This window comes from Persicimonas caeni, from assembly GCF_006517175.1.
Classification (GTDB): Bacteria; Myxococcota_A; Bradymonadia; order Bradymonadales; family Bradymonadaceae; genus Persicimonas; species Persicimonas caeni.
This window is the reverse complement of sequence record NZ_CP041186.1, coordinates 7,880,820-7,901,044: the sequence shown is the minus strand read 5'-3', so window position 1 is coordinate 7,901,044 and position 20,225 is coordinate 7,880,820. Positions and strand designations below refer to the sequence as shown.

9 protein-coding genes are annotated in these 20,225 nt (G+C 61.1%); 2 read left to right on the top strand and 7 right to left on the bottom strand.

Features of this window, described 5'->3' with window-relative positions:
- Positions 1-5 precede the first annotated feature (5 nt).
- Positions 6-644 (bottom strand): hypothetical protein, encoded by a 639-nt coding sequence (locus tag FIV42_RS29340; protein WP_141201145.1) that lies wholly within the window; start codon positions 642-644, stop codon positions 6-8.
- 373 nt (positions 645-1,017) lie between these two features.
- Here FIV42_RS29340 and FIV42_RS29335 point away from each other — a divergent pair, with 373 nt between their 5' ends.
- Positions 1,018-4,860, top strand: coding sequence for a sigma 54-interacting transcriptional regulator (locus FIV42_RS29335; protein WP_141201144.1), 3,843 nt, complete (start codon positions 1,018-1,020; stop codon positions 4,858-4,860).
- A 20-nt stretch (positions 4,861-4,880) separates the two neighbouring features.
- Positions 4,881-5,750 carry a hypothetical protein gene (locus tag FIV42_RS29330; protein ID WP_141201143.1) on the top strand — a complete coding sequence of 290 codons (870 nt, stop codon included), beginning with the start codon at positions 4,881-4,883 and terminating at the stop codon, positions 5,748-5,750.
- A 62-nt stretch (positions 5,751-5,812) separates the two neighbouring features.
- On the opposite strand, the gene treY is transcribed toward FIV42_RS29330, so the two are convergent.
- From treY to FIV42_RS29300, 6 genes are read right to left on the bottom strand one after another with little or no spacing between them, the layout of a single operon-like run.
- Positions 5,813-8,410 (bottom strand): malto-oligosyltrehalose synthase, encoded by a 2,598-nt coding sequence (gene treY, locus FIV42_RS29325; protein WP_141201142.1) that lies wholly within the window; start codon positions 8,408-8,410, stop codon positions 5,813-5,815.
- A 31-nt stretch (positions 8,411-8,441) separates the two neighbouring features.
- Positions 8,442-10,889, bottom strand: a complete 2,448-nt coding sequence (locus FIV42_RS29320) for a DUF3536 domain-containing protein (RefSeq protein WP_141201141.1) — start codon at positions 10,887-10,889, stop codon at positions 8,442-8,444.
- A 2-nt stretch (positions 10,890-10,891) separates the two neighbouring features.
- Positions 10,892-12,763: a malto-oligosyltrehalose trehalohydrolase gene (gene treZ / locus FIV42_RS29315; protein WP_141201140.1), complete on the bottom strand. Its 1,872-nt coding sequence runs from the start codon at positions 12,761-12,763 to the stop codon at positions 10,892-10,894.
- Complete coding sequence (glgB, locus tag FIV42_RS29310; protein ID WP_141201139.1) at positions 12,763-14,745, bottom strand: 1,4-alpha-glucan branching protein GlgB; 1,983 nt, start codon at positions 14,743-14,745, stop codon at positions 12,763-12,765. Before glgB ends, treZ begins: the two co-directional genes overlap by 1 nt.
- A 28-nt stretch (positions 14,746-14,773) precedes the next feature.
- On the bottom strand, positions 14,774-18,091 hold the full coding sequence (gene treS / locus FIV42_RS29305; RefSeq protein WP_222615342.1) for a maltose alpha-D-glucosyltransferase: 3,318 nt from the start codon (positions 18,089-18,091) through the stop codon (positions 14,774-14,776).
- A 49-nt stretch (positions 18,092-18,140) separates the two neighbouring features.
- The gene (locus tag FIV42_RS29300; RefSeq protein ID WP_222615341.1) at positions 18,141-20,144 is read right to left on the bottom strand and encodes an alpha-1,4-glucan--maltose-1-phosphate maltosyltransferase; all 2,004 of its coding nucleotides are present in this window, start codon (positions 20,142-20,144) and stop codon (positions 18,141-18,143) included.
- Positions 20,145-20,225 lie beyond the last annotated feature (81 nt).

Sequence of the window (20,225 nt, the reverse complement as noted above, 5' to 3'; positions counted from 1 at the left end):
TATGATTAAAGGGCGTCCTGCGGGTTCGCCGTGAACTTGACGTGAATCGTCAAGGTCAATTTCGTGCTCCCCGAGGGCGGCAACGGCTGGTCCTTTTTAACCACTGGCTGCGCAAACACAACCGTCGAAAGCTTCAAGTCTTTGAACAACTCACTGGAGGCGGCCCGGCTGGAGTCCGAAACCTGAGCCTGGCCCGTTTTATTCTCTCCGGCAGGAATTGCCGGAATGGTGGCAAGCTCGACTACGCCCTCGTCTTCTTTGCTCGTCACGCCCATCGGGCCGACATACAGCGTCGTCGGCGGCAGATCGAAAGTCAGGTCGTTGTTCTCGGCCTTGTAGTCGATGGCGGTGATTTCAATGGAGCGAAACGCACCGGCAAAATCAGCCAGCTCTTGGTTACCCGTCTCGGCGACCACGTCGATATCTTTGGTGACCTCGATGGGCTGGAGCTCTTCGTCCGACGGGGACGGTTGCTGGTTGGCCTGACAGTCTATTCTCTCCGGACACAGTTGATTGGCGTCGACCGTAAAGGACTGCTGGACTTCTTCCTCGTAGCTGACGTTGGTGTCGTCGTCATCGATGATGCCGCACGCCAGCGAAAAAATGACGAGTACGGCGAGAAAAATCAGACTTTGTCGTTCCATCTTCATAAACCTCATACACTAAAGAGCCGCGTGGTGCGGCGTCAAATTCGGACCCATCCATCTGCACTATACATGGGATAAAGACACGACTCCAGTACTCGAAGAGGAGTCGTGAGAGGTAAGAACGCGTGCACATTCACCCACATGTAGGACATTGTGCTGAACGCGCATTGTGTTCTACAGCGAAATCTGTATACTTCATTGCCTTATAGGCGCGAATAGTCCGCACGAGGGCAGTTCACTGGGTAGTCCCTCGACACGCAAGATCGAGTGCTTAAGATTTTGCACGCTGATCTTGCTCATTGTGTAGCGGCACAAGCGCCTGGGAATGATGGGATGCTGACAAACCGGGCTTGAGCCGAGAGGAGCGCTCATGTCGGAAGGGCCAAGACGCCAACCGAACGAAGTCGGCCGATGGGATGCCGAGGCTATCGCAGATAACCTCGCGCGCCCCGAATCTGCCGGACAAATCTTCATCTTGAAGGGTGTGACGGCTTCTCACGTGCATCGCGACGCTCCGCAGTTGCGCGGGGCGCTCGACAAGCATGGTCTTCCTCTCTTTATTCTCGATCCTACCGGTGCAGCCGGCACTGGAACCAAATTTCTCGACATCCTCAACGATTACGTTCGTGTAGCCGACCAGCGCGGTCGACTCTCGGATGACGCGCGCCACCTCTTTGAATTCGTTTCGTCGGCCAGCGACCAGACCCAGAGCGGTCATTTTCCAGCGGCCGGCGGAAACCTCTATGCCGACACCCTGTGTCGGCTGTGGACGAGCCTTTCGAAGGGCCTTCCGGCGGTGTTGCTCGTGCTCAACGCTCAGCACTGCCCGCCGAGCGAACTCAAGGCACTCGACCACCTGTCGAGCTTCTTTTTCGCCGATCCTATCGAGCAACTGACTCCCGAACTCGACGCCATCGAGAAAGGGCAAGGCCGCTTGGTTTATCTGGAAGGCGCCGACGCCATCCCGGTCGATCTCGAGCACGTTCCGACGACCACGATTGACTTGTCTGAGGCCGCCGAGGAATCGGTACGCGAATTCTTGGCTGACCCCGCCGTCGTCCGTCGTTTTATCGAGTCGACCGGCGGTGATCCGCGGCGGCTCGGTGAGCTGGTCGAGAGCCTGCCCGAAGACGTCGAGAATTTCTGGCTCTTTCGCTACGACCGACTCGAGCGGCTCGAGCGCACGTTGATCAACGTCTTGGCCGTCGCGGCCGAGCCGATTTTGGTCGACACGCTGCATTCGGCGCTGTCGTTGCTGCAGGCCTCGGAGTTTTTCGCCCGCTCGCTGCGCCATCTGACCGAACTCGGTTTTGTCGAGCGCAAGATCGGCGCCGGCACCGTGCGTGTTCATATCGAGAGTCCGGAATTCGCGCGTGCGGTGATCGACACGCTCGAGCAGGACACTCGACGCGAGATCCACCAAGCGCTGGCCGACGCCGAACTCGCCAACGACAACAGCGAGGCCTCGGCGGCCTTTTTGGCACGCCACTGCCTCGCCGCGGGCAACGTGGCCGCGGGACTCAAGTACGGAAAGAGGGCGGCCAAGCGGCTCATCTCGCGACGCGACTACGACCAAGCACAGGACCTGCTCGAGTCGCTGCTCGAGTTTTCCGAACGTGACGAAGATAGTCGCGAGATTCATGCCCAGCTCATCGAGGTTCACTCGGCGTTGGGCAATCACCGCAAGGCGCTGGCCCACTGCAGCAAACTGCAGAAGCTGGTCGACGACGAGCAGGCCCTGGCTCGCCTGAATTGCCAGACTGGCCAGTTGCTGATTCGTATCGGCGAGTATGACTCGGCGACAGACCGATTCGTCAAAGCCGCCGACCTCACCGCCCAGAACCCCGAGCTTCGCGAGATTTGGATCGAAGCCAAACTCGGTGAAGGCGAGGCGATGTTCTCACAGGGCCGACATCAGGCCGCCGAAGAGCGCGCTCTCGAGGTGCTCGAGCAGATTGAAGAGGCGCGCCAACTCGATACGCGCGATCGACACCATCTCGACATGTCGCTGCTGCACGCACGCAACCTCATCGGCAAGGTGACGGTACTTCGCGGTGAGTGTCAAAAGGGCAGGGAGCTGTTCGTCAAGAACCGTACGCTGGCCGCCGAATGGGGCTGGGACGACGAAGTGGCCCGCGCCGAGGCCAACCTCGGGCTGGTATGCCTCCAGGAAAAGGATTTCTCCGAGGCGCTCGACCGCCTGGAGCGCGCTCGTGAAATTGCGCGTTCTCCGGCGGCCATTCCGCGTGCCTACGTCTTCCTCAACCTCGGCATCGTCCACCAACGCAAAGGGCGATACGAAGAGGCGCTTCGCCATTATCTCGAAGGGCTGCGCGCATCGCGCCAAGAGGGCGCCGAAGCGAGCTATGGCTTGGCGGCCTACAACCTCGTGACCCTCTATCAGGACATTGGCGCCTTCGAGCGCGCACTGTCGATCATCGACCACCTCGAAGAGCGTCAAGAAGGCGACGAAACCACACATTTTGTGGGGACCCTTCCGACGGCGGTGCTCGGGAGCATCCTGCTCGACCAGCGCAAGTATGAAGAGGCGCTCGAGGTGTTTGCGCGGTTGACCGATGCGGACGATGAGAGCACCGCGTCGAGCCTGCCTGTGCGCGAAGCGCTTCTGCGCTCGGTCGAGGCCCATTTGGCGTTGGGACAGAAAAAGGCCGCCGAGCGCATCGTCGAGGAATTCGAGCTCCCCGAAAAAGAGGCTCGACAGCCTCAACTCGACGCGCTCTACGAGTTGGCGCGCATCCTCATTGCGATCGAAGACGGCGACTACGAGCCGGCGCTGACCTCCGGTCGGGAGGCGGCTGAACGAGCTCATGGCGCCGGCCACACTCGCGACGCGCTCCGGCTCTCCTTTGCTGTCGCTCGTGCGCTACGCGAGAACGACCGGCCCGAGGAAGCACGGGCGCTGTTGGAGCGTGAACTCCAAGAACTCAAAGGGCGTGCGGCAGACATCCCCGTGGCTCACCGCGGCGATTTCTTCTCGGTCCCGTTGCATCAGGATCTCGTCACTGTGGTACGCGAACTCAAAGGCGAAGTGCCCGAAGAGTTCGATATCGAGCATGACGATGCTCCCGAAGAAGACGCGAAGTCGAACACCGTCGACGCTCAGGACCCGGCATTCAAGCGCTGGCGCAGCCGTTACGGCGACATCGTCGGCGAGGACCCCAGGCTCCACCAGCTCTTCCGCATCATTGATCGGGTCGCGGAGAGCGACTCCCCGGTCTTGCTTCAGGGCGAGTCGGGTACGGGTAAAGAGCTGATGGCTGAGGCCGTGCATACGCACAGCAAGCGCACGAGCGGGCCGTTCGTCAAAGTCAATTGTGCCGCGTTCGTCGAAGACCTGCTTCTCAGCGAGCTCTTCGGCCACGTCAAAGGTGCGTTCACCGGAGCTGTCTCCGAAAAGGTCGGTCGCTTCGAGCTCGCCGATGGTGGGACAATTTTCCTCGACGAAATTGGCGATATTTCGGCCAAGACCCAGGTCGCGCTTCTGCGGGTGCTTCAAGAAGGCACTTTCGAGAAAGTCGGCGGCACGGAGACTCAGCAAGTCGATGTGCGCGTCGTCTGCGCGACCAACAAGAACCTCGAGGAGATGGTCAAGCGCGGCGAATTTCGCCTCGACCTGTACTACCGCCTCAAAGGCGTGGTCATGGAAGTCCCGGCGCTGCGACAGCGTCGCCAGGACATTCCGCGTCTGGTCGCTCACTTTGCGAGAGTCTACGCGGGTGGTCGCCAGCCCAAGCAGTTCTCCAAAGACGTGCTCAAGTTTTTGGCCTCTTATAGCTGGCCGGGCAACATTCGAGAGCTGCAGAACTTCGTCAAGAGCATCCTGCTGTTCGTCGAGGGCGAGACGGTCGAGATGTCGCACGTCCAGGAGTTCAGCGAATTCTTCGCCGACGGCGAAGTCGACTTCGAGTTGCCGGAAATTGACTATGAGGTCGAACTCGAAGAGTATGAAGAGGTCGGCGAGACATACGAGGACCCCGAAGAGGCGCTTGTCGAGCAAATCATTGCTGAGGGGCTGTCCTTGGCGAGCATCAAAAAGCGCCTCGAGCTCGAGTCGATTCGGCGCGCGCTCATCGAAACAGGCGGCAACATCACGCGTGCGGCTGAGATTTTGCAGATGAAGCGCCCCAGGCTCAGCCAAATTGTGAATTCGACCGATGAATTGTTGGCACTGAAAAAAGAACTCGTTGGATAAGGGTCTTTACGATGCGACTCATGAAAGTCAGAAGCGTTGCCCTTGCTGGTGTTCTCGCAGCCACGGCTGCCGCGGGGTGCGGAGACGTCGATTTCGGCACTCCGCAGCCGACCGAGGCAGTTCAGCGCGAGCAGTCGGTGACGGTGGTTCCGGAGTTTTCCGTCTCCGGCACGTCGAACTTGCCGGGCAACCTTTATCTGAGCGAACTCGGCCTCGCCATTTCCGAGATTCGCCTCGAACCGTTGTCCAGCGACTTGGGCTCGATCGCGTACAGTACGCGTAACCCGACACGTCTTCACTTCGACGTGGCCAACGGAGAAACGGTCAAGCTCGGCGAGCCCGTAGACCTGCCGCGTGCAGGTCGCTACCTCGTCAGTGTGCGCCTCGAGCCGATCGCCGAAGTTCAGCATTCGGACGAGGGCGCAGCCGAAACAATCAGCCCGAGCTTCAGCGTTGCCGGCTTTGTGGCCGGTGAGGGCGTCGTGCGCGTCGACCCGCGCTATGACGAGAAGCGCTCGGATGGCAGCCCGGTGCCGATGCCCTTCGACGAAGACGAAGGCGACGAGGACGAGATGCAGGACATGCCTGCACTCCCCACGGAGTGGACTCCGTTCCATTACGACAGTCGCCGCTCGGTCTTCTTCACCCTTAATGAAGTCGAGTTTGAGGCGGGCAAGCAGTACCTCTCGTTCAATTTCGACGTCCACGATTGGGCGCTCGATCTGGTCGACCCGCTGCTCAGCGCGGTCAAGCACACCAGCGACATCGGTGGTGAAAAAGAGCGTGGTATCGATGTGACCAGTCCTCTCGAGAGCACCGGCCACGGCGCCGAGGCGCTCTTCGAGAATGCCGAGGTCCGCGCTATCGCCGAAGGTCGACGCGGTCTCTGATTCACCACGCAGTCCATCAAGTCACGATGAGGGCGCCGCGAGGCGCCTTCGTCATTTCTTGGCTACTCTGTCGCCTCCAGCAGCGCGACCGGCAATGTGGCGAATACCTCCTCCAGGGCTAGACCACATTCGGGCCGGTCGACCGCTTCGACGACCTCGCCGGTCAGCGCGTTCGTCCAGCGCGAGGGCAGGTCGCTTGGCAGTCGAAGGCAATCATTCTCCCATACTGACCCTACCGGCAATTCGAATGGGTCGACCCTTCGGCTCAACCGACGCGGCGCAACCGCGATGACATGGCTCCCCTCGTGCCTCCGGACAAAGGCGCAAACATAGGGACGAGCCTTTTGACGCCCGTAAAGGGGTCGATAGTCGCCATGGATGAAGAGGGACGGGCGCTGCCTCCTCAGGGACAGTGCGCGCCAGGTCACGAATTGCTTGATCCGGGCATCCTTCCAGTCTCGTAGCAGCGAAACCGCGTAAGCGCTGCGATGCTCCGCAGGCACGTCCTGCATTTCATGCAGCGTGTCATAGAGCCTGTCAAAGTCGACCGGTCGGCGGTTGTCGGGATCGACGAGCGTCAGGTTCCAACGCTCGCTCCCCTGGTAAATGTCGGGCACGCCGGGCGAGGCGACTTTGAGTACTACCTGCGACAAGCTGTTGAGCGCCCCGAAGAAGGCTAGTTCTTCTTGAATCTCGAGAAAATCTTCGAGGAAGGGATTTGGCCCGCTGTCGTCGAGAATTCGCTCGGCGAACCGAACGAGCGCGTACTCGTGACCCTCATCGGTGTCATGCCAGCTCGTTTGCTCCTTTGCCTCGCGCGCCGATTTGACCAGATACTCGCGCAGACGTCCGGGAAACGAGTCGAGCTCCGACTCATCGAGCGGCCAGCTTCCCAACAGGGTTTGGTACAGCAGCATCTCCTCGTTGCGGCTGGGCGGCTCGGCAATCTCGGGGCTGATTTTTTTGGGCTCGTTCCACTCGGCCCACTGAGTCAGGCGTCTCTCGAATGCCTCCGGCATCTCGGAGAGCACATCGATCCGGTTGCGCACGTCCTCACCCCGTTTGGAGTCGTGTGTGGACGTCGAATTCATTGCCCCGGGCCATTTTTGGGAGCGCTCTTCATTGAACGCGTGAAACTCACTCAGTGAGACGTCCGCCTCGTCGGGTTCCCCGCCGACCGTGTTCAGCGAAATGAGGTGGTTGTAGACGTACAGCGAAGTGTCTTCGAGCCCCTTGGCCATCAACGGCGGGGTGAATTGCTGCCACGTTTGGACGAACTCGAAGGCCTCTTCGAGCAGTCGCTCCGGCACTTCGAGCAAGAGGACTCGCTCGACAAAATCGTATGCGGCCGAATCGAGCTGCGGTCGATAACTTCGCGCCGTGTCGACTGCTTGCTCGATATGCTCGCGGTCACGCTCGGCGACTCGGGCACCCCTGGTGTATGTACGGTAGACGCTCAAACACGACGACACTTCGGCGAGTGCATCGCCGACCTCGCGCGCGGTCAAGTCTCGTCCGCGCCGCATTTTTGAAGCGAGCGTGACGAGGTCGCGGCGCATCAACTCCAGCTCGGCCTGAAAAAGCCACTCGAGCACAAAACGCTTCTTCTCGTAGACCACCGTGCGAAACGCTTCGGAGCGCCCGGTAAAACGAGCGTACACCTCGGCGAGTTTGCGATGGCCGTCGGGGTCGACGAACACGCCGTTGAGTTTGTTCAAGTAGTCGTAGCCGGTGGTTCCTGCAACAGGCCAGTCGTCGGGGAGGCGCTCGTGGGGGGCGAGGATTTTCTCTACGAGCACATATGGGTTGGAGTCCCCCGGCCCGCGGAAAGTACGGCGCAACCAATCGAGGTAAGCTTTGGGCTCGCGCAGCCCGTCAATATGATCGACGCGCAGCCCAGTCACCCCGCGCTCCTCCCACAGGTGTCCTATCAACTCGTGCAATTCGTGGCGAACGCGCGGTCGCTCCACCCGCAGGCCGGCAAGGTCGCTGATATTAAAAAAGCGACGGTAGTTGAGTTCATACCGCTCGCTCTTCCAGTAGCGCAGGCTGTAGTGTTGCTCGTCCAGCACGGCATCGAGCGCTTCAGGATCCGAGTTGAGCGCCTCGATGCGGTTGGCGTCCAACTCCTCGGAGGTCTCGGGCGATAGCGGGAAGACATTGTCGAAATACTGAACGACATAGCCATCTTCGGTCTGCGCGAGTTGGAGTTCACCGCGCTCGAGCACCTCGGCATAATGGTCTCCCAGGACGGGTATCAGGAGTTTTTCTGACCCATTGGGCCAGGGTGGGGCCCACTCGATATCGAAAAAGTCTGCGTACTCGGAGCGCTGTCCCCGCGCGAGAACGTCGGCCCACCAAGGATTCTGCGGGGAGGCCGCCATATGATTGGGGACGATGTCGAGCAGCAGCCCCATCTGATGCTCGCGCAGTGTTTGCGACAGGCTGTCGAAGTCTCCCCTCGTGCCCAACACGGGGTTGAGCCGGCTGGGATCTGCGACATCGTAGCCGTGCGTGCTCCCCTCACGCGGCGCCAAGATAGGCGAGAGGTAGAGATCCGACACCCCCAGCGCGTCGAGATACGGCACGAGCGCTTCGGCGTCGCGAAACCCGAAATCGGGGCCAAGTTGAACGCGATACGTACTGGCGGGAATCCTCATCCGTTGGTGCCCCCTGAGAGGAGATGCTCGATTAGCCTCCTTCGTCGGCCTGGATCGCCACGCTCAGTGGCTGAGCGAGCGCCTCAAAGGTGCTCACCCACTCGACGGCAGCTTTGTCCCCCTGCTGCGCGAGTTCCTTTTGGGCCGGATACTCCGTGTTCAAGACATCGAAATAGGTGTTCTGAGCCTCCCAGAAATTGACCTCGAATGGCACCTCACGCGCCATGGTGGCCACGGTGTGCAGTCGCTCGAGGATTTGGAGACTATATGGGTCTTCGCCAAGCTTGGATGCCAGTGAAACAAGCCGCTCGTTGATCACATATCCGAGCGACTCCTCTTCGATGCCAATCTGTCCGGTGACCACCTCGTCCAAAAGCGCACGGAGCCGCTCCGGGTCGGGTTCCTCGGACTGAAAGACCTCCTCGAGCTGTCGGTTCAGCACGATCTCGGCGGCGACCTGAAACGATCGCGGCTGTGCGACTTCCAGGTCAGCCAAAAAGCGCAGGAGCGGCGCCTGACGCCGGTAGACCTGCTGGTAGGCCGACTCCGCCTCTTCGATGGCCGAGCCCAAGATGGTCTGCATGACCTTGTGCTGCTCGTCGCGGAACAGGGACCTCAACGAAAATGACTTTCCTCCAAAGGTGCGGTCGAGCAAACGCACCAGCGCCGGCGTCTCGGCGCGCTGGAACAGCGCTTCGGCTTCGGCGATGAGCGCGTCGACACGCTTTCCTCCCGAATATGGCTGAATGCCTCCGGTGACGTTGTGCCCGCCCAGGTGCAGCGCAGCGTACATAAACTCGTCCGACTCGCGAGTGACCTCGGAGGTGACCCGCGAGTGGCCGATGACCAGGCGAATCTCGCCCGTCTCGTACAGTTTACGCTCACGATCCTCGACCAGGTACGAATAGATGTGCGCCGGGGTCTGGTGGGTGTCGAACAGGGAACTGATGGCGTAGTGCGCGCCCACGCGCTCCAGATCAATCACCGAGGCGTCGACGAATTTTTCGTAAATCCGTCGGCCATGATGGTGCTCGGGGATATTGCTCTTGGCCTTCTCGAGACGCTCCAAAAAGCCCGAGCGGACATTGGCGTCGAACAGGTCTTGAGCCAATTGGACAACACGTCCGGCGTATTGGATCACCTGGACGGTCTCGATGCCCGACAGTTCGCTGAAGAACCAGCCGCAGCTGGTAAACATCAACATCGCGTGGCGTTGCAACTCGAGGAGCTTGAGTGCGCGGCTGGTCTCCTCGGCGCCAAGCTTGTGGACGGCGTGCTCGTTCAGAAAACGGTCGATATTCTCGGGTGAGCGGTCGTGAATGACTTCGATGTAATGATTGCGCGCATCCCACGGGCTCTCGAAGAGTTCCTTGGCGGCCCGCTCGTAGCGCACCGAGACCTGATCGCGCAGCCAATTGAGCGCGCCCCGAAGCGGCTCGCGCCACGCTTGAGTCCAATCAGCACGTCCTCCGGTGCGGCAACCGCAGTCCTCCGCCCAACGGCCCACACCGTGCGCACAACTCCACGAGCTGCCTTCGTTGATGTCGACCTCCCACTCCGGCGGATGCATCTCGAGAAATTCGCCATAGTTGGTCAATCGCACCGACTCGTCGCGGTCGAGCCGTCGAAGCGCAAAGGCCAGCGCCATGTCCCCATGGCGATGGTGGTGGCCATAGGTCTCGCCGTCGGTGGCAATATGCACGAGCTGGACGTCGGTCCCCTTGGGATCGAAGGCGCCCATGAGCCGGTTGGCGAGTTGGTCGCCCTGATGCAGCAGTTGCTCGAAGGCAATGCTTCGCGAGATCGGCCCGTCGTAGAAAAACAGGTTGATCTCGCGTCCCGAGGGCAGCTTCTGCAGGTAAGCTCGCTTGGGGTCGATGCTCGCATTCGACACATCCTTCCACTTGGCCTTCTCATTGCCCAAGGGCCGGATTCGCTCGGCCTGATGCGGCGCGAGGATCGTGAAGGCGATGCCCTGTTCGGCGAGCGCCTCGAGCGTGTCGATGTCGACCGCCGTCTCCGGCAGCCACATCCCCTCTGGGGGCCTGCCAAAACGTCGCTCGAAGTCGCGCACGCCCCATATCACCTGGGTGCGCCGGTCGCGCGTATTCGCCAGCGGCATGATGATGTGATTGTAGGCCTGCGCCAGCGCCGAGCCGTGCCCGGAGTAACGCTCCTGACTGATACGGTCGGCCTGTAAGATTGCCTCGTAGACGTTGTGATTGTGCTCCTCGAGCCACGCCAGCAGGGTCGGGCCGAAGTTGAAGCTTATCTCGCCGTAGTTGTTGACGATTTCGACGATCTTCTCTTGGTCGTCGAGAATGCGCGAAGCGGCGTTGGTCGCATAGCACTCGTCGGTGATGCGCGCGTTCCAGTCGTGGTACGGCTGGGCCGACTCCTGAAGCTCGATCGCCTCGAGCCACGGGTTCTCACGCGGTGGTTGATAAAAATGGCCGTGCACACATATGAACCGTTCCATCTTCAGTCCTCGACAACGGGAAGAGCGTCGTACAACGCAGCAGAGTGGCCCGCCATCTCCAGGCGCGTCAGCTCATCGGATTCGCTTGTGAGTCGTTTAGGCAGGCGTTCACCGGGACCGTTCCAGTGCTCGGAGCAAGTCTCCAAGCGCTTTTGCCAGGTCGCCGAAGGGAGTTCGAGCTCGACGGTGGCGCGATCCTCTCCGAAGTTCAACAGGATAAGGGCTTCACCACCTGCATACCAGCGTCGAATCGCCAGGGCCCGCGCATCCGCAAAGCTCGAAACCTCCGACTGTTCGCGCCGGAGCTGACGGAGTGGCTCGAGGTTTTTGCGCAGCCGAATCAGCTCGCGATACAGCGCCAACAGGCGGCTGTGCGGGGTCTGATGGGGGCGGCTCCAATCGAGTTTGGCGGACCGAAAAGTCTCTTCGCTCGCCGGATCGGGCGGCTCTTCGCCTGCGGTCAGCGATGGGAACTCCGCGCGTCGCCCCTCTCGCACGGCCTCGACGAGGTCGGGATCGCCATGGCTGATGAAGTACGGAAACCGCGCCAACTCGCCGTATTCCTCGCCCATGAAAAGTAGCGGCACGAAGGGCGAGCAGAGAAGGGCGCAGGCCGCGAGCTTTTGCTGTTCGAAAGAGGCGAGTTCCGAGAGGCGACGGCCCTGCGGCCGATTGCCCACCTGGTCGTGGTTCTGCACACACACCACGAAACGCTCGCCGCGAATGCCTCGGGGCGGCAGTCCGTGCCGGCGGCCGCGAAATTTCGAGTGTTGACCGGTATAGCTGTATCCATCGCGCAGGCAGCGTGTCAGATGCTCCAGCGAGCCGTAGTCACAGTAATAATCTTGCTCTTCGCCGGTGATGAGGGTGTGGACGGCATGGTGAAAGTCGTCGGACCAGTGGCTGTCCATACCAATACCGCCGCGTTCGGGGGACGCGACCAATCGTGGGTCATTCGCATGGGTCTCGGCGATGAGATGAATGCGTCGGTTATGGCGGCGCTCTCGCTCGGCCACCATTATGCGTAGCTCCTCGAGGAACGTCAGCGGTGTGTCATCGTAGATGGCGTGAACCGCGTCTAGACGAAGCGCGTCGACGTGAAACTCGTCGATCCACTGGGCGGCGTTCTGCAGAAAATAGCGGCGCACCTCGTCGCTGCCATCACCGTCGAAGTTGACCGCCATGCCCCACGGGGTCTGATATTTGTCGGTGAAATAGGGCCCGTAGTCGTGCAGGTAGTTTCCCTCGGGGCCGAGGTGGTTGTAGACGACGTCGAGCACAACCGCCAAGTCTCGCTCGTGGCACGCACGTATGAACGACTTCAAGCTCTGCGGGCCGCCATAGCTCGTCTCGACGGCGAACGGATGGACACCGTCATAGCCCCAGTTGCGATGGCCGGGAAACTCGGCCACGGGCATCACCTCGACGGCTGTGACGCCGAGTTGCACCAGGTGGTCGAGCTTCTCGATCGCCGCGTCGAAGGTCCCCTCCTCGGTGAACGTTCCGACGTGAAGTTCGTAGATGACGTAGTCGCGCAAAGGCAGGCCCCCGAAAGGCGGGCTCTCCCAGTCCATATCGCGAGCGACCACGGCAGATGGCCCATGGACGCTCTCGGGCTGCAGACGCGAGGCCGGGTCGGGGCGTTCGACATCACCGTCGAGCCGGTACAGATACTTCGCGCCGGGCTCGACGCCGTCAATGACCGCCCGAAAGTAGCCGCCGCCGACGGCGTCCATCGCCACGATTCGCTCTTCGGGAGCAACCAGGTGCACCTCGACCTGCTGGCGAAACGGCGCCCAGACGAGAAAACGCGTGCGCTCCTCGCCGAGGTACGTAGCGCCTAGCAGCGGCTTGCCTTCGATGATTGGTTGCATCACGAGACCTCGTTTGGACGCAAGTAGAGTGCGCCCAACGGCGGCAATGTCAGCATCAACGAATGCGCATGGCCGTGGTAGGCAATGGGGGCAGCTTCGACCTCGCCCCAATTGCCCACGCCACTGCCCCAGTACTGCTGGGCATCCGTGTTGATCCGCTCCGACCAAGTCCCCTTGAAGGGGACGCCGATGCGGTAGTTTTGTCTGGGTACGGGAGTAAAGTTAAACACGCAGGCGACGACGTCTTCTGGATCATCACCCCAGCGCAAGAAGCTAAGCACACTCTGCTCGGTGTCGTGGGTGTCGATCCACTGGAAGCCATTCGGCTCGAAGTCGTGGCGATGCAGCGCCGGCTCGTCTCGGTAGGCGTGGTTCAAGTCGCGCACCAACCGGCGCACGCCCTCGTGCGAGTCGTGCTCGAGTAGATGCCAGTCGAGGCTCCGGTCGTGGTTCCACTCGGCGCGCTGGCCAAATTCTCCCCCCATGAACAGCAACTTCTTTCCGGGTTGCGCGTACATGTAGGCAAAGAGCAGGCGCAAGTTGGCAAATTGCTGCCAATCGTCGCCGGGCATCTTTTCGAGCAGAGAACCTTTGCCGTGGACCACTTCGTCGTGGGACAGCGGCAAGACGAAATTCTCGTTGAACGCATAGATGCCGCGAAAGGTCAGATCGTTGTGGTAGTACTTGCGGTGCACCGGATTCTCGCTCATGTACTCGAGCGTATCGTGCATCCAGCCCATGTCCCACTTCATGCCAAAGCCCAGGCCTCCGGTGTAGGTCGGCCGGGAGACCATCGGCCAGGCGGTCGACTCCTCGGCGATGGTCTGCACGTCGGGGAAGCGCTCGTAGACCTTCTCGTTGAAAAAGCGCAGAAAGTCGACCGCTTCGATGTTCTCGCGCCCCCCGTATTTGTTGGGGACCCATTCGCCCGGCTTGCGCGAGTAATCGAGGTAGAGCATCGAGGCGACCGCATCGACGCGCAATCCGTCGATATGGAATTTTTCGAGCCAGTACATCGCATTGCTGGCCAAAAAGGCGCGCACCTCGTTGCGGCCGTAGTTGAAGATGTAGCTCTTCCAGTCGGGGTGAAAACCCTTTCGCTCATCGGCGTGCTCGAACAAGCTCGTGCCGTCGAAATAGGCCAACCCATGCTCGTCGCCGGGGAAGTGCGACGGCACCCAATCCAAGATCACACCGATGCCGCGCTGGTGGAGGTGGTCGACCAAGTACATGAAGTCTTGGGGTGTTCCGTAGCGGCTCGACGGCGCAAAGTAGCCGGTGATCTGGTAGCCCCAGGAGCCATAGAAGGGGTGTTCCATCACCGGCATCAACTCCACGTGCGTGAAGCCCATCTCCTCGACATAGTCGGCAAGCTTCGGGGCAAGCTCGCGGTAGCTCAGGAAGCGGTCGCCATCGTCGGGGGCTCGCATCCAAGAGCCCAAATGAACCTCGTAGATGGAGGTGGGAGCCTCGGCGCGATTGGCCTGCTGTCGGTGCTCCATCCATGCCTCGTCCCCCCACTCGTAATCGAGCTCCCAGACCACCGAAGCCGTCTTTGGGGGCGTCTCGTGGTGGAACGCGAATGGATCGGCCTTTTCGACCTCATAGCCGCGGTAGCGCGACTTGATGTGGTACTTGTACTTGGTGCCGGATGTGACTCCGGGGATAAATCCCTCCCAAAGCCCCGTGGCTTCGCGCTGGCGAAGTGGGTGGCTGTCGGGGTTCCACCCGTTAAAGTCTCCAATGACGCTGATTCGCTCGGCGTCGGGCGCCCAGACGCCAAAATACGTCCCCAACTCGCCATCGACCTCGACGGTATGAGAGCCGAGCTTGTTGTGCAGGCCAAAATGGGTGCCCTCGTTGAACAGGTACCGGTCCTGATCACTCAAACGGGTGTAGTCGTAACGAACTGGCTCGTCGCCCGCAGGAGGCTGGTGCGCCTCCTGGGGCTGCGGCCGTTCCTCGCCGGTCGGCGTGGTCATGGTTGTCTCTTGCGCTTCGTAGGTTGGTTCACTGGCGATCGAGGTACTGCATCAACGAGGTCAACGGCAGGGCAACCCAATTGGGCCGGTTGTTGATCTCGTAGCCCAACTCGTAGACCGCTTTTTCGAGTTCGTAGGCCTTGAGCAGCCGCTGGAACAGACCCTTGTCGGCGGGAATCAAATTGGTTCCCTTTACTTCGTCCAGATAGGAGTCGACGTAGGCGGTACGTACACGGTCGAACCAAGACTCGGCCCAATCTTCCATCGGCGCCTCCCGCACCGACGCGAGGTCTTGGTGCGTGTGGTCCGACAGGGCGAAATAGGCCGCATAGTGGAACGAGCGGATCATGCCCGCGACGTCTTTGAGGCCCGAGCGTTTGATGCGTCGCTCGCTCATGGGTCGCGCCGGCTCCCCCTCGAAGTCGGTGATCACGAAGTCTTTTCCGGTGTAGAGCACCTGGCCGAGGTGGTAGTCACCGTGGGTGCGAATACGCACCGCGTCCACGCGCGAGTCGATCAACCCATAGAACGGGCGATGGAAGGTGTCGCGCTTCTCGATGACCCGCTCGGCCTGCTCGCGCAAGCCTTCGGGGACGAGCGCGATATTGCGCCCGAGATCGTCGAAGACGCGCCCGGTCAGATTGCGCATCGATTGGTACAACGAGCGCTGGTACAGCTTCGAGAACGACTCGGGGGCGAAATCGGCCTCTCGGGGGCCCGACGCCAATGCCCGGTGCATCTCAGCAGTGCGCCGGCCGAGCAGGCGGGCTGCATCGATGTAGCTACCAATGAGTTCGTCGAGTTCCTCCCCACGGGCGTCGCTCAACGACTCGGCACCTTCGGGTTGCTGGGACTCCGGATGCGCTCTCGTCAGCACACGCTCGTAGAAGCGATCGAGCTCGTCGAGGGTGTAGTCCCACGCGTCTCCTTCGTTGTCGATAAACTCCTGGAGGATGCCCAGGGTCATCGGCGGCTCGGTTTGCGGTCGATAGTCGACCAGCCCCGCCAGTCTCGGCGCGTGTTCGAAGTTTTGCTCGGTCAGGAAGCGACCGATCTCCGCGTCGAGGTTTTCGCCCGGCTCCAGCTTGCGGAAGAGCTTGAAGATGAACCGATTCCCATACACCACCGAGGTGTTGGTCTGTTCACTCTGGATGATCCGCGGCTCGAGGGTTTCGTCGTCCTGCTCGCTGAGCTCTCCAAACACCGACGTGGTCGATGCGGACATGCGTCCGGCGCGTCCAGCCTGGCTCTGTTGACCGCGCATGCTTTCGAAGAGAGCTCGGGTGAACTCACGGTCGGCAATCGCGTCGTAGAGCACACCTTCCTCTCCGAGTTGGTCGAAGCGGATGCGCGCGACGATCGGATAGCCTCGCTGGACGGCGTCGTTGGCACCATCGCCCGTGGCCAGGGCCAGGGGCACCACGTAGGTGTCCGCCTGGTGCTGGATCGTCTCCACGTCGATCAAGCTCAGGTACACGGTGCGCTCTTCGAGGGCGACCGGAATGAACTCGCGGAAGTTGACGTCGCGGATATAGGCTCCCTTGCTCTGGAACCAGCGCTGTCGGCGCAGGAAGTCCGCCAGCGCACCCTCTACGCGCTCCCGAGCGCGGCCTTCGAGCAGGTCATCGAGCCCACGCGCGTCGCTCATGGTCATCTTGACCGGCTCGGCGGCTTCCTCGATCGCCCAGCCTTGCTTGGCCTCGTCGTGTTTCTCCAAAGAGAACCAGTACACCGCGTTCGGGCCCAGAGTCAGGAAGTAGGGCAGGTCGCCGATTGGCGGGAAGAGCGTGCGTCCGAACAATTCCACCGGAACCATGCCCTCGAATTCGGACAGATCGAGCTCGGCGTATTGTGAGAAGCGCGACAGGTTGGCGACCACCAGCATTCGCTCGTCTTCGAACTCACGCAAGAGCACCAACACCTTGCGGTTCTCCGGGCGCAAAAAGCGAGTCTCCCCGCGGGCGAACGCTTTGTAACGCTTTCGCAGCGAGAGCAGGCGCTTGGTCCACCACAGCAGCGAACTCGGGTTGGACTGCTGGACTTCGACGTTGACCGCCTCGTAGTGGTACTCCGGGTCGATGATGGCGGGCAGATAGAGCTGCTGGGGGTTGGCCCGCGAGAATCCGGCGTTGCGGTCGCCGCTCCACTGCATGGGCGTACGCACACCGTTGCGGTCTCCCAGAAAGATATTGTCGCCCATGCCGATCTCGTCGCCGTAGTAGATGACCGGCGTGCCGGGCAGAGCCAGGAGCAGCGCGTTCATCAACTCGATGCGCCTGCGGCTATTCTCCAGCAGTGGCGCAAGCCGACGGCGAATGCCCAGGTTGACCCGAGCGCGGGCTTCACGAGCGTAGGCCCGATACATGAAGTCGCGCTCCTCGTCGGTGACCATCTCGAGGGTCAACTCGTCGTGGTTTCTCAAAAAGATGGCCCACTGCGAGTTGTCCGGAATCTCGGGCGTCTGCTCCATGATATCGACGATGGGAAAGCGGTCTTCCTGCTGGAGCGCCAGGTAGAGCCGCGGCATGACCGGGAAATGAAAGTTCATGTGGCACTCGTCGCCGTCACCGAAATAGGCGGCGGCGTCCTCGGGCCACTGGTTGGCCTCGGCCAACAACATGCGGTCGTCGTATTTCTCGTCGACGTGGGCGCGCAACTCCTTCAGGAACGCGTGCGTGCGCGGCAGGTTCTCGCAGTTTGTTCCCTCTTCCTCGTACAGGTAGGGCACCGCGTCCAATCGCATGCCGTCGACGCCCATGTCGAGCCAATAGTCGAGCACGTCGAAGATCGCCTCTTTGACCTCCGGGTTCTCGAAGTTCAGGTCGGGCTGATGGCTGTAGAACCGGTGCCAGTAATACGCCTCGCCCACCGGGTCCCACGCCCAGTTGGAGTGCTCGAAGTCTTGGAAGATGATTCGCGCATCCTCGTACTTCTTGGGCGTGTCGCTCCAAACGTAAAAGTCACGCTCGGGGCTGCCCGGCTCGGCGCGCCTGGCTCGCTGGAACCAGGGGTGCTGGTCGGAGGTGTGATTGATGACAAGCTCGGTGATGACTCGGATGCCGCGTTCGTGGGCGGCCTCCAAGAACATCTTGAAGTCATCGAGCGTGCCGTAATCCGGATGCACTTGGCGGTAGTCGGCGATGTCGTAGCCGTCATCGCGAAGTGGTGACGGATAAAACGGCAGCAACCAGATGGCGGTAACGCCCAGGTCCTGCAGATAGTCGAGCTTGCGCGTGAGACCGCGAAAGTCGCCAACGCCGTCGCCGTTGCTGTCGTGAAACGCACGCACGTGGACTTCGTAAATGATCGCGTCTTTGTACCACTCTGGATTTTTTTCGAGCGCCAACTTCGGGTCCTCACTTCGGGGTTCGGGTGAACGGTTCTTCGTTAAATCATCAAGTGTAGTAGTCAAAATCTCGCTCCGAGCGCAGTTTCTGGCCGATGCGGAAGACGTGCACCGGCGAGACATGAGGGTCGAGCTCGACATAGTTGCGGTGGCCCTGCCACACGTAGCGAGCATCGTCGATGAGGTCGTGAACCTGGAAAGCTTTGTCGGGCGCGAGACCCAACTCGGCCAAGTCGAGGTCGAGCATCGCCGCCTGCTTGTGGTCCGGGTCGAGGTTCGCCACCGTCAGGATGACGTTGTCGCGGTCGCGCGTGCGCTTGCTGAACGCCAACACCCAGTCGTTTTCCGCGCGGTGAAAGGCGGTGTGCCGGTTCTGCTGCAACGCAGGGTTGGCTTTTCGAATGCGGTTGAGGCGAGCGATATAGTCTTTGAGGCTGTGGGCGGCGTCGAGATCCCAGTCGCGAAGCTGGTACTTCTCGGAGTCGAGGTACTCCTCGCTTCCGGGGTGGCGGGGCACATGCTCCATCAACTCGAAGGCCGGCCCATAGATGCCGTAATTGGCAGTCATCGTCGCCGCCAACGCCACCCGCATCATGAACGCGGAGCGTTTGCCGGTCTGCAGAAACTCGGTCAGAATATCCGGCGTGTTCGGCCAGAAGTTCGGCCGCATGAACTCGACTTGCTCCGTGTGCGTAAGCTCGCGCAGATACTCGCTGAGCTCCCATTTCGTGTTGCGCCAGGCGAAGTAGGTATAGGACTGCGAGAACCCAAGCTTGGCCAACCGCTGCATCACCTTCGGGCGGGTGAATGCCTCGGACAAAAAGATCGCTTCCGGATAGTCCTCTTTGATGCTGGCGATGAGCCACTCCCACATGGCGAAGGGCTTGGTGTGGGGGTTGTCGACGCGAAAGACGCGCACGCCTTGTTCACACCAGTGGCGCACGACGCTCTCGAGTTCTTCCCAAAGCGCCTGCCAATTGTCGGTCTCGAAGTCGAACGGGTAGATGTCCTCGTACTTCTTGGGCGGGTTTTCGGCGTACTGAATCGTGCCGTCGGGACGCTCCTTGAACCACTCGGGATGCTCCTCGACATAGGGGTGATCGGGGGCGGCCTGAAAAGCAATGTCGAGTGCGATCTCGATGTCGAACTCTTTGGCGCGCTCGACCAGCCTGCGGAAGTCTTCGAGGGTGCCCAGGTCGGGATGGACTGCCTTGTGACCGCCTTCGGACGAGCCGATGGCCCAGGGGCTGCCGACGTCGCCCTCGGCTGCGACGGTGGCGTTGTTCTTACCCTTGCGGTGCACGCGACCGATGGGATGAATCGGTGGGAAGTAGACGACGTCGAACCCCATCTCGGCGATGTAGGGAAGCCGGTCCTCACAATCACGAAACGTGCCGTGCTCTCCGGGCTCCGCGGATGCCGAGCGAGGAAACATCTCGTACCAGCTCGAAAAACGCGCGCGTTTGCGGTCGACCTCGATGGTGAGTTCGGGCTCGTAGCGCTCGGCGAATTCGCGATCGGGCCAGTTCGACATCAGCTCCTGGAGCACCGGTCCCAACGCGCGGGCGGCCCGCTCGTCCTGCGACACGCTGCTGTCTGCCAGCAGAGCCGCCAGCTCCGACAGCGCACCCGCGTCATCTTTCACGCCACCTGCGCGAGCCCGCTCGGCGGCGTCTTCGACCATGGCGGCGCCGATGCGCAGGTCGACGTCGATTTCTTGGCCGGCGTCGACACGCTTCTCGAGGTCGTGGCGCCAGGTCTTGAAGTGGTCGAGCCAGCCGGACACCGTGAAGTGGTAGCGGCCGAGCTGCTCGAGGTGAAAGTCAGCTCGCCAGCGGTCGTTCCCCACAAACTCCATCGGTTCTTCATGCCACGTGTCTTCCGACTCATGGCGCCACAACAACGCGCAGGAGGGCTCGTCGTGGCCGTCGCCGAAGACGTCGGCTTCGACGCGGACTCGATCGCCGATGACCCGCTTGGCCGGATATCGCCCTCCGTCGATTTGCGGCTCGACCCCCTCGATGACTGCACGGCGTCGACCTTCTTGTGGCATTTGAGAATGTTCGGTTTCCATGGCCTCTGGTCTCATCGATGAGGGCCTGATTCGAAACGATCTACTTCTCTTCACTGCGCG